The sequence below is a fragment of the Mariniflexile sp. TRM1-10 genome, assembly GCF_003425985.1.
Classification (GTDB): domain Bacteria; phylum Bacteroidota; class Bacteroidia; order Flavobacteriales; family Flavobacteriaceae; genus Mariniflexile.
In genome coordinates this window covers 126018-140508 of record NZ_CP022985.1, presented here as the reverse complement: position 1 = coordinate 140508, position 14491 = coordinate 126018, and the positions used below count along the sequence as shown (strand labels likewise).

Below are 14491 nucleotides of genomic sequence, written 5' to 3'. Positions count from 1 at the left end.
CATGGCAAGATTTAGACAAGACATAGAGAAATATAAAAAATATAGTGGTAATAAATCAGGAGTCATCTTGTTATTAACAACCCAAGGACTTTGGGCATTATGTGTTTATAGGTTTTTTAACGCCATTTATAGGAGGCAGATACCAGACATAATTAAAAAACCACTTTTGATTTTAGGTGTCATGTGTCAAAAATGGATAGAACTTGTTGCGGGCATTCATTTGCCTTATTCAGCAAGTATTGGAGTGTCTTGTTATATCGGTCATTTTGGTGGTATCATTGTCAATTCCAACGCCGTAATTGGTGATAATTGTAATATCTCACAAGGCGTAACCATTGGGGTTAGCGGACGCGATAAAAAACGGGGGGTTCCTGTAATTGGGAATCATGTATATATGGGAGCCCATGCTGTTATCGTTGGGAAAATAACGGTTGGTGATAACTGTGTTATAGCCGCAAACTCACTAGTTGTTAAATCGGTTGATGCCAATACAACGGTTATGGGTGTGCCTGCCGTAGTTGTAAATAACAATACTTCAAAAGATTATATTTAATGAAGTTTTTAGTCATTACAAACGCCCCTACTTTAAAAGAAAATGATTCTTATGTGGCTTATGAACCTTATGTTCGGGAAATGAATATTTGGGCTAAGTACGTTGATGCGTTTACCATATTATCTCCAACAACTTACGACAAAGCACTATTGACGTCCCGTTTTGATGTGCAACCAGAAGTGATATCTGTAAGGTCATTACAATTTGATTCATTAGGAGCCATGATATCCAGTTTATTAAGTATGCCTGTGATCGTTGTTAAACTATTTCAGGCCTGCAAAAAAGCCGATCACATTCATTTAAGATGTCCAGGTAATATGGGCTTGTTAGGGTGTTTTGTTCAAATGTTTTTTCCGAAGAAAACAAAAACAACCAAATATGCTGGTAACTGGGATCCAAAAGCCAAACAGCCTTTAAGTTACAGGTTTCAAAAGTGGATTTTAAGTAACCCCTTTTTAACTAAAAACATGCAGGTTTTGGTGTATGGTGATTGGCCAAACCAAACTAAAAATATCAAACCCTTTTTTACGGCTACCTATAAGGATTCTGAGATTGAAACACCTATCAAACGAGATTATTCTGGAGATTTGAAATTTGTTTTTGTGGGTACTTTAGTTCCAGGCAAGCGTCCGTTATTAGCCCTACAAATTATTGAGGCATTGTACAAACAAGGTAAAAACGTGTTTTTGGAGGTTTATGGTGAAGGTGTTTTAAAACAAGAGTTACAGGATTATATCCATGCCCGTGGTCTTGAAAAAATGGTTACATTACATGGCAACCAATCTAAAGACATGATAAAAGAAACACTAAAAACGGCCCATTTTTTAATACTACCATCAAAATCTGAGGGGTGGCCTAAAGTCATTGCGGAAGGCATGTTTTTTGGCGTGATTCCTATGGCGACAGCCGTTTCTTGTGTGCCTTATATGTTAGACTTTGGCAACCGAGGGATTTTAATTGAAGCTCATTTGAATGAAGATGTTAGTCACATTAATAATGCTTTAAAAGATACGGAAAAACTGGAATCCATGTCTAAAAAAGCTTCAAAATGGTCACAGCAGTACACTTTAGAAGCTTTTGAGAAAGCCATAGTTAAATTATTAAATTATAAATGAAAGTTTTACAGCTTATAGATTCGTTACATGCTGGTGGCGCAGAACGTGTGGCAGTAAATTACGCAAACGCGTTAGCAAGTCGTGTTGAAAAGTCGTTTTTATGTGCTACTAGGGCTGAAGGGTTGTTAAAACAAAGTGTATTGAAAGAGGTCCATTATTTGTTTTTAAATAAAAAATCTAGTTTAGACTTTAAGGCTATAAGAAAGCTTAATAGATTTGTTAAAACCAATAATATAGCTATCATTCATGCACATGCCTCCTCATTTTTTATAGCAACCATCATTAAAATTTTAAATCCGAAACTGGTCTTAATTTGGCATGAGCATTACGGAAATAGAGCCCAGACGTCAAGTGTAAATAAATTTATTTTAAAACTGTGTTCTTTTTTTTTCTCATGTATCATTGCAGTTAATAAGGCATTGAAAGTAAGGAGTGAAGATAAGCTTTTGACTAAAAATGTATATGTTTTAGCTAATTATCCACAAATTAATCCGACTTTAAAATTAACAACGCTTCATGGTGAAACTGGTAAACGCCTTGTGTGTTTAGCGAATTTAAGACCCGATAAGGACCATATTAATTTATTAAATGCCTTTAATGAGGTTTTTAAGCTTCAACCAGATTGGAGCTTGCATTTAGTTGGGTATTTTTATGAAGATGACTATTATCGTTCAATTAAAAGCTTTATTATTGAACGTCATTTAGAAAAACATGTGTTTATTTACGGAAGCTGTGCCGATGCTTCTAATATTTTAAGCCAAAGTACTATGGGGGTATTGTCGTCAAAATCTGAAGGATTGCCAGTAGCACTTTTGGAGTATGGTTTAGCAAAATTACCCGTAGTAGCAACAAATGTAGGCGATTGTAGTAAAGTGATCTCCAATAATGAGGAAGGTCTTTTAGTTGAACCTATAAACCATAAAGTTTTAGCTGAAGCTTTATTAACTTATATTAATGATTTAGATTTGAGGAATAAAGTTGCTAAAAATTTATATTTGAAAGTGACGTCCACTTTTTCAGAAGCAAAAGCTATGGAATCACTAATTGAAATCTACAAAGCCCATCAAAAATGAAGTTGTCGCTATATTATAAACTTCTCGTTTTTCATGTCATTTTAGCTATTGGTATTTACCTTATAAGGCCGTTGGCGTTGGTGTATTTTTTATTTATTACTGTATTTTTTAGCTATAAAATCTTAATGGCTTCTAAAAAGTACAAAACGTTCTATGTGTTGGTAGCTTGTGCCTATGTAGTCGGAATAGAGGTGTTTTTAAGAATGAATGGAGGTACGGTATTTTATGAAGCTATTAAATATTTGGTAATAATATTTGTTCTTATGGGCTTAATTAGCAATAGTTTTTCCAATAAGGCATTGATTTATGTGCTGTATATTGTACTATTAATACCAGGGATTTTTGTAGCGGTCGCCGATTTGGGTTTTGAAACGAGCATTAGAAGAGCCATCGCTTTTAACTTAAGTGGTCCTATTTGTCTAGGGATTACAGCCGTTTTTTGTTATAAACGTACCCTTACTTACAATCAGATAAAGATAGTGCTATTGGCCTTATTACTTCCTTTAATAAGTATGGCTGTTTATTTATTTTTATTTACGCCTGATTTACAAGAGGTAATTACAGGAACGGAATCAAATTTTATGACCTCTGGTGGTTTTGGTCCTAATCAAGTAGCAACTGTTTTGGGCATTGGTATATTTGTTTTGGCTACGCGGTTTTTTATGTCTAAAGACCCTTTTTTATACCGATTTATAGATTTGTGTTTATTAGGTATATTGACATACAGAGCACTTATTACCTTTAGTAGGGGTGGTGTTATTACAGCGGTTATTATGATTTTATTTTTTGTGGGATTATACTATTTAAAAGTTAATCTGAAAACCAAATTCCGTATAAAATTTTCATTGTTTTTATTTTTAATATGTATATTTTCTATTTGGTTATACAGTTCTATTCAGACGAGCGGATTTATTGAAAAACGTTATGCTAATCAAGATGCAGCAGGACGGGAAAAGCAAGATGTAACAACAGGTCGAACCGATTTAATGGCTTTTGAGCTTAAAGAGTTTATCGATAATCCTTTTTTAGGTATTGGGGTAGGTAAAGTAAAAGAAGAACGTTTAAACGAGACAGGCGTTGCAGCAGCGTCTCACAACGAAATGAGTAGAATAGTAGCCGAACACGGGTTATTAGGCGTGTTTGCCTTCCTTATCTTGTTAATGACTCCTTTGGTTTTTAGGATAAAAAATAAAACAAACTTATTTTTCTATTCGTTTTATTTATTTTGGTTATTGACCATTAATCACTCAGCAATGCGTATAGCGGCACCAGCATTGATTTATGGACTTTGTTTATTGAATATTACTTATGGAAACGGGAGGGTTAAGAATGAAGAATGAAGAATGAAGAATTAAGAATGAAGAATTAAGAATGAAGAATGAAGAATTAAGAATGAAGAATTAAGAATTAAGAATGAAGAATTAAGAATTAAGAATTAAGAATGAAGAATTGAGAAAATAGGATTGACACTCGAATCTTTGAAACTCTGTAGCTCAGAAACTTTGCAACTTTGAAGCTTTGTAACTTAAAAACTTTGCGCCTTCGTGCCTTCGCGAGACAAATAAATTTAGCGAAACAAATTAGCGAGACAAACACATAAACAATGAAAAACCTCCTATACATAGGAAACAACTTATCTAAAACCGGTAAAACTGAAACGACCATTGAAACCTTGAGCAAAAATTTAAGCTTGGAAGGTTATACAGTATATACCAGTTCAAATAAAAAGAACAAACTATTACGTCTTCTTGATATGCTTTCTGCTATTTTAAAATATGCCAAGAAGGTAGATTATGTTTTAATTGATACGTATAGTACCTCAAATTTTTATTATGCGCTTTTTTGTAGTTATTTATGCCGCTTTTTAAACTTAAAATACCTGCCTATTTTACATGGTGGCAATTTACCAAAAAGACTAAAAACGAATCCAAAGCTAAGTCAAGCCATTTTTAATCATGCCTATAAAAATATAGCACCTTCGGTTTATATACAGTCTGAATTTGAAAAAGCAGGGTATTTTAATTTGTTTCATATACCCAATGCCATAACCCTTAAAGACTATGTTTTTAAACAAAGAAACTTCGAAACTGTTCATTTGCTATGGGTACGTTCGTTTTCAGACATGTACAATCCGCTTTTAGCTATTAAAATTTTAAAGGCTTTGCAAGATGAGCATATAAACGCGACGCTTAGCATGGTAGGACCCGATAATGATGGTTCTTTACAAAAAGCAAAGGATTATGCAAAAGCACTAAATGTTGAAGTGAATTTTACAGGAAAACTTTCAAAAGAAGCATGGATTTCATTATCTAAAAGCCACACTATTTTTATAAACACCACGAATTTTGATAACATGCCGGTTAGTGTGATGGAAGCCATGGCCTTAGGTTTGCCTATTATTTCTACAAACGTAGGCGGTATGCCGTTTTTAATTAATAACAACCACGATGGCATTTTGGTGGACCCAAACAGTGCAAACGAATTTGTTGAAGCTGTAAAAAGGATCCTTTCAAACCACGAAAACACACATAAAATGACTTTAAACGCCAGAAAAAAAGTAGAAAGTTATGATTGGGGTGTTGTTAAAAAGTTGTGGATTAGTGTGTTTCAATAAATAGTAGTTTGTGTCATTTATACTGAACTCGTTTAAACTTTTCACAATTGGCTAAAAAATTGTCCTTTTGTACTCGCTTTTTGTCTTTTCTTCCTTCCGTAGCCCTGCTATGCAACTCAAAAAAGCCTTCAACCGAACACAGGGCGGAGCGTAAAAATAACCCTGTGGGTTATTTTAGTGAACGAGCCAGCTGGAGTAGGGCTAAATTTTCGCTTCAATCAAAAAAGTTTAAACGAGTTCACTATCTTTAGCACGACAAATAAATACAAGCTGTAAGGATGTCTAGAAAAGGGATTCATTTCGAAATATCAGAACGTAAAGTGTTGCTTCGAATTTTTGATATTGTTTTCATACTTATTGTTTTGTACTTTGTTAGCAACACCTTCGAGTTTGATTATTTTACCATAACAAAAGAAAATTGGCTTTGGGCGTTTGTACTTGTTTTATACATATCCATATTCGGAACTATTTTTGAGCTTTACGACTTACAAAAATCCAGCAAGCTTGAAAAAATTTCTACCAGCATTGTTTTTACGGTGTCTGTTACAGTTCTGTTTTATTTTTTAACACCTTTTTTCACGCCTATTTTACCATACAATCGCTTGCAGATTATATATTTTTACTTTGCCATTTTACTTGCATTGTTTTTATGGCGTATTGCTTATTTAACATTTATTGTATCTCCCCGGTTTTACAAAAAAGTGCTTGTCGTGGGCGAAACATCCAATATTCAAAATATTATTGAAGACTTTAAACATGCCGATCCTAATTATAAAATTGTGGGATTTATTAATTGCGAACCAAGGAAATCGGATAAGATTAAATTTAAAGGTATCGTTGAATACAGCCCAAAACAAATCTATCAGGTTATAAAAGACGAAAATATATCGGAAATCGTTATTGCAAGCTATAATTCCCAATCTATAACTGCAGAAATTTACAGAGATCTTATTACGCTTTTAGAAGGTGGTTTTCCTATAAAAGAATATACGCAGGTGTATGAAGATATGATGCAACGCGTGCCTGTTCAATTTGTTGGAAAAGATTTTTACAGATATTTTCCATTTAGTCGAACCAACCATAACAAGCTATATTTGTTTTTTCATCGCTTATTCGATATTCTTATTTCTGTTTTAGGACTTCTATTTGGGCTTATAATACTGCCTGTAATTTTGTTGGGAAACCTCATTGGAAACCGCGGTCCCCTTTTTTATATACAAGAGCGCATTGGTAAAAATGGTAATCTTTTCAAAATCGTAAAATTTAGAACCATGATTATTAATGCTGAAACTGCTGGTGCCGTTTGGGCAAAAAAAAATGATACCAGAATAACAGCTTTTGGTAAGTTTTTAAGAAATACCCGCTTGGATGAATTTCCTCAGTTTTTTAATATTTTAAAAGGCGACATGAGCTTAATCGGCCCCAGACCAGAAAGGCCTCATTTTGTTAGGCAACTATCACAAATATTACCTTTTTACGAAACGAGGCATATTGTAAAACCAGGATTAACGGGTTGGGCACAAGTAAAAACAAGATATGGCTCATCTGTAGATGATAGTTTACTAAAACTGCAATATGATTTGTATTATATTAAGCATCGAAGTTTTTTGCTGGATGTCAACATCCTTATAAAAACACTAAGTACCATTATTTTCTATAGAGGGCAGTAGTTGGTAGGTTTTGGGTTCAAGGTTTTTAGTTTCAAGGGTTTGAACTTCCCTGATTAGAGTTGACCGATTTTAAACATTAATTTCATTGTTAAAAATAGTAATAGATTGTTGATGAAAAGTACTTTTCATCAACAATCTATTTTCAAATTCCATTGGGCTTATCCTTCCAATATTATTATGTGGTCTTACGGTATTATATTGGCTGACTGCTTTTTTCACCATTCGCTTTAACTGCTCAAAACTTTTGGGTTTCCAGAGTTCAATATAATCGTTCTTTATGGTTCTGTTTATGCGCTCTGCATAGGCGTTGTCCTGGGCTGTTTTTGCCATGCTTATTTCGCAGCCTTTACTCTTTAGAAGGTCAATATACTTACTGTATATATACTGGCTTCCTCTGTCTGAGTGGTGTACCTGGGGCGCTTTATTGCTTTTCAGGGCCATTTGAAGGGCTTTAATATTTGCCGAAGCCCTCATATGGTCCGAAACTTGATGGCCCACTATTTTCTTGGTATAGACATCTATTATAAACACCGCATAGTAAAACTTTTCACCGACACGGACATAAGTGATGTCGGACTGCCAGACTATAGAGGGTGCATTTACCTCCATTCCCTTTATTAGGTTGGGATAAGACACATGCGATGAAAAGGTGGTCCTCCTAAAGTTTTTTTTGCGCTTTAAACGATAGCCCAACTCCATAAACGTCTCTACAAATCGGTCCCTGCCCATAAAATCGGGACGCAATGTATCGTACATCTTCTCAACCCCACAACCGGGATGGTCTTCCCTTAACCGATCAGCTTCCATAACCAAGCCCATCACTTTTTTATCAAAGACCGCTTGGCGCTTGGCGTACTGATGGACGGCCTGCTTGCTGATACCTATGGTTCTGTACAACTGGTTCATAGAGAAGTTTATTTTCTTCTGGTTCCTGAGGAACCACTCGATTGTGGGGTGTTGGAGTTTTTTTTGATGTCGATATCAAGTTCGGTCTTGGCGATGTCGATCATCTTTTCAAGATAATCAATCTGTATCTGCTTTTTACCAACTGTTTGCTCCAGCTCCTTGATCCGTTGCTCAAGGGCTTTTAACTTTTGTGTGCTGCTGTCCTTCATCTCTATTATGCGTTGACCTCGCTCGTTTGACCGGGAATATTTATATATCCAGTTGTAAATTGATCCTTTACTAAGTTTATGTAATCGCTCTAATTGTGGAACACTAAATTTACCACTTTCAAAATCATTGACAATGGACTTTTTGAACTCTTCTGAATACTTCCGTTGTTTACTAATTAATTTTACATTTGCTTTCATATAAATTGACTTTAAGTGGTCAACCTATATCAGGGACGTTCGTACAAGGTTCAAGGTTTAGGGTTCTAGGTTCTTGGTTCTTGGTTTGGTGGTTTAGCGTGAAATAAATTGTCTACCTTCTATCGTCTATTCTCTAATGTCTATTAGAATAGTATTTTATTAAAAACAAATATCTAATAAATAGAGCGATTAAAAAAGGAATCAGTCCAATGGCAAATACTTGTACGCCAATGATCCAATGAAGTGTTAACAGACATAAAAGAATGACCAAAAACTTCAGGTATTTAATAAACCAAGTGCTTGTTTTTTGCTTTAATAGCTGCCCAATGACTAAAATGTTTAGTGCGCATGCCCAAAGCAAATTGTAGTTTTGGTGTGTCCCTTTGTGGTCTGTGGCAAACCAAAGTAATAAAATAAGTATACCAATAATACCAGTAAGACTAAACAAGGTGATATCTAACCATACCGATTGCTTTTGTTTTTTAAAATCGGTGTAGGTTATAAAAAGTATGAAGCCACCTAAAATGCCAAAAATAAATAGGGGACTTGTCAAAAATTGAGAAGGAACGGGGGCATCAATTTTTTCATAAAGTACGTTGCTTTTTTTTATCAGTGGCTTATTACTGTTTTTTATGGTAGCTACTTCAAAGAATCTGTATATGTATTTTGGTAAAAACATATGTTCTTCTGGAGTCGCTTTTTTATCAATAACAGAACCCAATGCCAAATCGATACCAAAACAGCCCCACGAGTTTCTATTTAAATTACTGTGTATTAATTCCCTGAATGTTTGTGGTTTGAAATCTCTAGGGTCATTAAATTGAATTGAATTGTTTAAAGCAATATTAGTAACGTCTTTTATTTTTGTAGCGCAATTATCATAAAAGAAATCGTATAGATACCTTCTATTTTCTGGTTTGATATTGTTCAACAAATAATCAAATAACTTCTGTTTTTCAATTTGTGAAAGATTCAAAACCTGTTCTTTAATACTTCTGTTTTGAGAAATATAGGCTTCAAAAAAGTCTTCGTAATAATTCAAACCAATTAAATAATTAAGTTTCCCTTGAGCAAATTTTAAGTAAAAATTAGGAGTTTCAAAATCGTAAACGCCATAGTTAAACGCCAAATCGATGCCTTTTACGGGGTCTTTTACTCTAAAGGCATTGTGTCCAAACGAATCGTTTAGCAAGGCACCAGGACCGATAGTTAATACGCTAATTTCGGCTTGTTCAGATAAGATATCTTGTTGAGCGGTTATGACTTCAACAAATAAAAAAAGACATAAAAAAAGTAGTTTTTTTTGCATAAAAATAAGGTTACCTAAAAATGCTAAAATCGAGTTTTAACGAAAACACATTAGAATATAAGGCCACACTTTGGTCGCCAATATCGGTGAATGCATAATCAATTTGAATACCGTTATACTTAAAGCCAACGCCAAAACTAGGTTGAAAACTTAGTTGTTGTGAATTATCTATTTGTGTTTCATTTTGAAAATTACCAACACCAGCGCGTAAATAAACCATATCGATATACCCAAATTCAAAGCCTAAAGCAGGGTTGATACTTGCAAATGATGATGAGATGACATCGTTGTTTTCTTCAAACCGTACATTTAAATTGGCAGCAGCTAAAAGTGTATAGTCGTAATGAAAATCAAATAGTTTAGAAACGCCAATTTGTAATTTAGGAATGGTAATTTCGGTGGTTTCGGGTAGTTCCTGGTTCTGTCCTTCAACAGCATCCTGAACTTTTTTAAATTCCTCTTCATTAATAGCCCAAGCGTTAAACGTGGTTGTAATATCGCGTGCCATCACACCAAATTTCCAATCGTTATTGGTTTCAAATTGAATACCGGCATCAAACCCAAAACCCCAGGACGAAGCAAAATCGCCTATAACACGACGAATTATTTTGGCATTTACGCCGTAATTAAGCCCTTCAATAGGCAGGGCGCGTGCATATGAAAATGTGAGGCCATAATCGGCAGTAGAGAAGAGGCTAATTCTATCATAGTTTATATTGCCTTGTTCGTCAATAAGTTGGGTGGTATTTAAAATATCGTCAACAGCAAACCTAATTAATGAAATACCTATCGTGCTTCTATCATCTAAAGGTTTTGCAAAAGCAACATAATCATAATTGGCAATATTGGCAAAATAGCTGGAATGCATCAGGGCAAGTTGGTTGTCTTCCAATTTTAATAAACCAGCAGGATTCCAATACCCAGAATTCACATCGGAAGTATTTGCTGTAACGGCGCTGCTCATGCCTAAAGCTGCAGCATCTACACCAATATTCATAAACTCGTTGGAATATTTCCGAACGGTTTGGCTAAATACAGTTGCCGTGATTACACAAAATAATGCAGTAATGTAAGGTCTCAATCGCAATTTTTTTACAAAGATGCACATAATTTACAAACCTATTAACTTGAAATTATAATAGATATTGCTTTAGACGAGAATTGTTTACTATTTTTACAGCATTAAAAGAGCAATTATGAAGCAATATATACCTAATGCGTTAACCTTATTAAACCTTTTTTGTGGAAGTATTGCTGTTATTTTTGCAGTTAATAACCACTTTGTTGCCGCGGCATTATTTGTGTTTCTTGGTATATTTTTCGATTTTTTTGATGGTTTTGCAGCCAGAAAATTGCATGTGCAAAGTGCCTTGGGCATTCAATTGGATTCACTTGCCGATATGGTAACCAGTGGAGTGGTTCCTGGAATTATTATGTATAAGTTGTTGAGCTTGTCTGTTGACGCTCCATCGATGGTAACTGATTGGGATTCCAATATGAAACCTGTTAGTTTTACAATTTCGTTGGTGCCATTAATTGGTTTATGTATTACCTTAGCTTCAGCATACAGATTGGCCAAATTTAATATAGACGAAGACCAGCAAACCTATTTTAAAGGCTTGCCAACACCTGCCAATACCTTGCTAATTGTTTCTTTGCCTTTAATTATAGAATTTCAAAATAACGATTTAATAAATGCAATCATCGTTAATAAATGGTTTTTAATGACACTTACCGCATTGAGTTGTTACCTGCTTAATTCAAGTATTAAACTATTTGCCTTAAAGTTTAAGGATTGGAGTTTTAAAGCCAACGCAACCCGTTACATTTTTATCATACTTTGTATGATCTTTTTAATTGTGTTGCAGTTTGCTGCGATACCACTGATTATACTACTTTATATAGGCATGTCTGTTTTTGAGAATGTCGCTTCCAAATTAAAATAATTTTTACATACAATGGCTTCAGGTTTTTTTGCCCTATTAGATGATATTGCAGCACTTATGGACGATGTTGTGGTAATGAGTAAAATATCTACTAAAAAAACAGCAGGTATTTTAGGAGACGATTTAGCGGTTAATGCTGAAAAAGCGACTGGTTTTGTATCATCAAGGGAGTTGCCCGTTATATGGGCAATTACTAAAGGCTCGTTTTTGAACAAGCTTATTATTTTACCCATTGCTTTTTTACTAAGTTCCCTGTTGCCTTGGGCAGTCACTTTAGTTTTAATATTAGGTGGCGTTTATTTAGCTTATGAAGGTGTTGAGAAAATAGTAGAATATTTTTTTCCTCATAAACATGATGTCGCTTCAATTGAAGAAGTAAACCTATCAGAAGAAGCTATTATATTGCTTGAAAAAAAGAAAATAAAGTCGGCTGTTGTTACCGATTTTATTCTGTCTATTGAAATTGTCATTATTGCCTTAGGAACCGTTTTAGGCAAACCTATTTTATTTCAGATATTAGTCGTTTCCATCGTAGCTATTATTGCTACCGTAGGTGTCTATGGGATTGTAGCACTTATTGTAAGAATGGACGATTTAGGTTTTAAGCTAATTAAAAGGAGTGCCAATCAAAAAGGGGGTATGGCAAGCATTGGAAACCTTTTGGTTAAATCACTGCCTTGGGTCATTAAGAGTTTATCGGTTATTGGTACTGTGGCACTTTTGTTGGTTGCCGGAGGTATTTTTACACATAATATTGACTTTCTTCACCATTTTATGGAAGCCATCCCCAGTTTTATAAAAGATTTTATAGTTGGTTTATTAGTAGGTTTTATTGCACTTTTAATAATTAAGTCATTTAAAATTCTTAAAAAGATGTTGTTTTTCAACAATAATTAAATTAAATACCTCAAAAAGTCATTTAAAGCAATATATTTAGGTTTATTAAATAGCTAAGATGAATAGCATTAATGTAATCGATTAACTTGACTGGGATTTTTAATTATGAAACGCTCATACAGAATGGGATTTACACATACTAGGATGATTATTAAGGGTGTTCCATCTAAACAAAATATAAACTTATGAAAAATATAATATTACCAATTGTTTTATTTTTAGTTAATATAGGCATGTCCCAAACGCCCATTACTTCGGGTACGGACTGGACTGTAACCAACCTAGCAAATAATGATGCGCTGCTAAAACCAAATACGATTCTCTATGGTCCCGATGGTTATTTATGGATAACAGAACGTGTTGGGAAAAAGCTTGTTAAAATTAGCCCTTCTGGAGGGGCCAAAATAGAAATGTTGGATTTATCTGGTTTGGTCTATCAATCTTCTGGTCAAGATGGATTGTTGGGTATGACTGTGCATCCAGATTTATATGCAGATGTCAACACAACAACAAACAACTATTTATATCTGCTTTATACATATAATAGTTCAGGTGCTAAATTTAGAATTGCACGTTATACATATAATGCGGCCACAGGTAAACTAGATAGTGGGAGTGCTACGACCATCATAGATGGTATAGAAGCCAGTAACGACCATAATTCCGGTAAAATTGTAATGGGTCCGGATTTAAAATTGTATTGGACTATTGGTGAGTTTGCAAATAATAGAGGCAGTAAGGCTTGTTTCGAAATTAGAGCTCAATATTTGCCCACAAGCCCTTCCGATTACTCCGATTATAAAGGTAAAATGTTACGATTGAACCTAGATGGTAGTATTCCTTCAGACAATCCAATACTTAATGGTGTAATAAGTCATGTATTTAGTTATGGGCATAGAAATGCACAAGGTTTAGTATTTGGTTCAAACGGAAAGTTATATTCATCAGAACATGGCGATAAAACCGATGACGAAATAAATATTATTGAATCGGGTAAAAACTATGGTTGGCCATTAATAGCAGGTTATAATGACGATAGTGGTTATGCCTATTGCAATTGGTCCAGTTACCCTGCAAGTTGTGGTTCTTACAGTAATCTTATAGATAATTGTCCTGGGCCTGCAATAGAAGAATCGACATCGGCAGCGTCCATGCCCAATTTTATGCCTCCAATAGGTACTCTTGATAGTACGCTAGCTACAGAACCAACAGGTGGCACATCTTCTACATGGCCTACAGTGGCTCCTGCTAGTATTGATATTTATGAAGGTGGAAAAATTCCAGATTGGGGCGTATCCCTTTTAGTGCCTACGCTTAAAGCAGGAAAGATTTTCAGGACAAAATTAAATGCCGATGGTACTGCCTTAGAAGATGGTACTTATGAAGAATTTCATTCGTCTAGTGACCGTTTTAGAGATGTAGCAATAGATCCTGATGGCATCACCATTTACACCATAACTGACGCTGGTGCATTGGTTAAGCTTCAATTTGTTGGAACACCATTGAGTCATTCTAAATTTGAAACAAACACTATTTCAATCATACCTAATCCAGCATCAAATGAAATTAGATTAAGTTTCAATGCTAATTTTAAAGATACTCTTGATGTAGTGATCGTTGATGCTTACGGAAGAAAAATTAAAGAGATTCAAAAAATAACCAACAACTATTCGGTAGATACTTCTAAATTTTCGAATGGTATATATTTTGTTTCTCTGTTAGACGGTGATAAAAAAATGATGACCAAAAAAATCATTATTCAGCGTTAAGAGCATTTTGGGTAACGTTTGTTAATCAACATGAGTTATAAACGATATGCAAATTCTGTTACCTCGAGCGTAGTCGAGAGGTTTTAGACTTTGATACCTTTAAATGAGGTCTCGACTGCGCTCGACCAGACGGTGTTAATACAAATAATTAAATACGTGAGTTCGATATGAATTTTAACGAAGTGAGATGTTAAAAGTACAAAGTTAAAAAGTTCAAAGTACCGATGAAGTT

Annotated in this window: 13 protein-coding genes; 9 read left to right on the top strand and 4 right to left on the bottom strand. The window is 34.5% G+C overall.

Annotation, left to right across the window (positions count from 1 at the left end; translation table 11 throughout):
- The first annotated feature begins 1 nt into the window (after nt 1).
- The 6 genes from CJ739_RS00745 (at nt 2) to CJ739_RS00720 (ending at nt 7025) form a co-directional block, all read left to right on the top strand.
- The gene (locus tag CJ739_RS00745; RefSeq protein ID WP_117172163.1) at nt 2-553 is read left to right on the top strand and encodes a serine O-acetyltransferase; all 552 of its coding nucleotides are present in this window, start codon (nt 2-4) and stop codon (nt 551-553) included.
- Nucleotides 553-1668 carry a glycosyltransferase gene (locus CJ739_RS00740; RefSeq protein WP_117172162.1) on the top strand — a complete coding sequence of 372 codons (1116 nt, stop codon included), beginning with the start codon at nt 553-555 and terminating at the stop codon, nt 1666-1668. Before CJ739_RS00745 ends, CJ739_RS00740 begins: the two co-directional genes overlap by 1 nt.
- Nucleotides 1665-2741: a glycosyltransferase gene (locus CJ739_RS00735; protein WP_117172161.1), complete on the top strand. Its 1077-nt coding sequence runs from the start codon at nt 1665-1667 to the stop codon at nt 2739-2741. Before CJ739_RS00740 ends, CJ739_RS00735 begins: the two co-directional genes overlap by 4 nt.
- Nucleotides 2738-4081 carry an O-antigen ligase family protein gene (locus tag CJ739_RS00730; protein WP_162880085.1) on the top strand — a complete coding sequence of 448 codons (1344 nt, stop codon included), beginning with the start codon at nt 2738-2740 and terminating at the stop codon, nt 4079-4081. The genes CJ739_RS00735 and CJ739_RS00730 overlap by 4 nt, the downstream gene beginning before the upstream one ends.
- A 263-nt stretch (nt 4082-4344) precedes the next feature.
- Nucleotides 4345-5355, top strand: a complete 1011-nt coding sequence (locus CJ739_RS00725; RefSeq protein WP_117172160.1) for a glycosyltransferase family 4 protein — start codon at nt 4345-4347, stop codon at nt 5353-5355.
- A 278-nt stretch (nt 5356-5633) separates the two neighbouring features.
- On the top strand, nt 5634-7025 hold the full coding sequence (locus tag CJ739_RS00720) for a sugar transferase (protein WP_117172159.1): 1392 nt from the start codon (nt 5634-5636) through the stop codon (nt 7023-7025).
- A gap of 69 nt (nt 7026-7094) precedes the next feature.
- Here CJ739_RS00720 and CJ739_RS00715 read toward each other — a convergent pair whose 3' ends face one another.
- From CJ739_RS00715 to CJ739_RS00700, 4 genes are all read right to left on the bottom strand, one after another.
- Nucleotides 7095-7931, bottom strand: coding sequence for an IS3 family transposase (locus CJ739_RS00715; RefSeq protein WP_117172158.1), 837 nt, complete (start codon nt 7929-7931; stop codon nt 7095-7097).
- Nucleotides 7932-7939: 8 nt separating this feature from the next.
- Nucleotides 7940-8338: a transposase gene (locus tag CJ739_RS00710; protein ID WP_117172157.1), complete on the bottom strand. Its 399-nt coding sequence runs from the start codon at nt 8336-8338 to the stop codon at nt 7940-7942.
- A 133-nt stretch (nt 8339-8471) separates the two neighbouring features.
- Nucleotides 8472-9647 carry a lipoprotein N-acyltransferase Lnb domain-containing protein gene (locus CJ739_RS00705; RefSeq protein ID WP_117172156.1) on the bottom strand — a complete coding sequence of 392 codons (1176 nt, stop codon included), beginning with the start codon at nt 9645-9647 and terminating at the stop codon, nt 8472-8474.
- Nucleotides 9648-9657: 10 nt separating this feature from the next.
- Nucleotides 9658-10728 (bottom strand): putative type IX sorting system protein PorV2, encoded by a 1071-nt coding sequence (locus CJ739_RS00700; RefSeq protein ID WP_457922273.1) that lies wholly within the window; start codon nt 10726-10728, stop codon nt 9658-9660.
- A gap of 115 nt (nt 10729-10843) precedes the next feature.
- On the opposite strand from CJ739_RS00700, the gene CJ739_RS00695 reads away from it, so the two are divergent.
- From CJ739_RS00695 to CJ739_RS00685, 3 genes are all read left to right on the top strand, one after another.
- The gene (locus CJ739_RS00695) at nt 10844-11593 is read left to right on the top strand and encodes a CDP-alcohol phosphatidyltransferase family protein (protein ID WP_117172155.1); all 750 of its coding nucleotides are present in this window, start codon (nt 10844-10846) and stop codon (nt 11591-11593) included.
- Between the two features lie 12 nt (nt 11594-11605).
- Nucleotides 11606-12490 (top strand): DUF808 domain-containing protein, encoded by an 885-nt coding sequence (locus tag CJ739_RS00690; protein ID WP_117172154.1) that lies wholly within the window; start codon nt 11606-11608, stop codon nt 12488-12490.
- Between the two features lie 185 nt (nt 12491-12675).
- Nucleotides 12676-14259, top strand: coding sequence for a PQQ-dependent sugar dehydrogenase (locus CJ739_RS00685; RefSeq protein ID WP_117172153.1), 1584 nt, complete (start codon nt 12676-12678; stop codon nt 14257-14259).
- Nucleotides 14260-14491: the final 232 nt, after the last annotated feature.

Excerpts from the sequence above, each read along its gene's own strand:
- CJ739_RS00745 (WP_117172163.1), top strand. The coding sequence starts at position 2 with ATGGCAAGATTTAGACAAGACATAGAGAAATATAAAAAATATAGTGGT.
- CJ739_RS00740 (WP_117172162.1), top strand. The coding sequence starts at position 553 with ATGAAGTTTTTAGTCATTACAAACGCCCCTACTTTAAAAGAAAATGAT.
- CJ739_RS00735 (WP_117172161.1), top strand. The coding sequence starts at position 1,665 with ATGAAAGTTTTACAGCTTATAGATTCGTTACATGCTGGTGGCGCAGAA.
- CJ739_RS00730 (WP_162880085.1), top strand. The coding sequence starts at position 2,738 with ATGAAGTTGTCGCTATATTATAAACTTCTCGTTTTTCATGTCATTTTA.
- CJ739_RS00725 (WP_117172160.1), top strand. The coding sequence starts at position 4,345 with ATGAAAAACCTCCTATACATAGGAAACAACTTATCTAAAACCGGTAAA.
- CJ739_RS00720 (WP_117172159.1), top strand. The coding sequence starts at position 5,634 with ATGTCTAGAAAAGGGATTCATTTCGAAATATCAGAACGTAAAGTGTTG.
- CJ739_RS00715 (WP_117172158.1), bottom strand. The coding sequence starts at position 7,931 with ATGAACCAGTTGTACAGAACCATAGGTATCAGCAAGCAGGCCGTCCAT.
- CJ739_RS00710 (WP_117172157.1), bottom strand. The coding sequence starts at position 8,338 with ATGAAAGCAAATGTAAAATTAATTAGTAAACAACGGAAGTATTCAGAA.
- CJ739_RS00705 (WP_117172156.1), bottom strand. The coding sequence starts at position 9,647 with ATGCAAAAAAAACTACTTTTTTTATGTCTTTTTTTATTTGTTGAAGTC.
- CJ739_RS00695 (WP_117172155.1), top strand. The coding sequence starts at position 10,844 with ATGAAGCAATATATACCTAATGCGTTAACCTTATTAAACCTTTTTTGT.
- CJ739_RS00690 (WP_117172154.1), top strand. The coding sequence starts at position 11,606 with ATGGCTTCAGGTTTTTTTGCCCTATTAGATGATATTGCAGCACTTATG.
- CJ739_RS00685 (WP_117172153.1), top strand. The coding sequence starts at position 12,676 with ATGAAAAATATAATATTACCAATTGTTTTATTTTTAGTTAATATAGGC.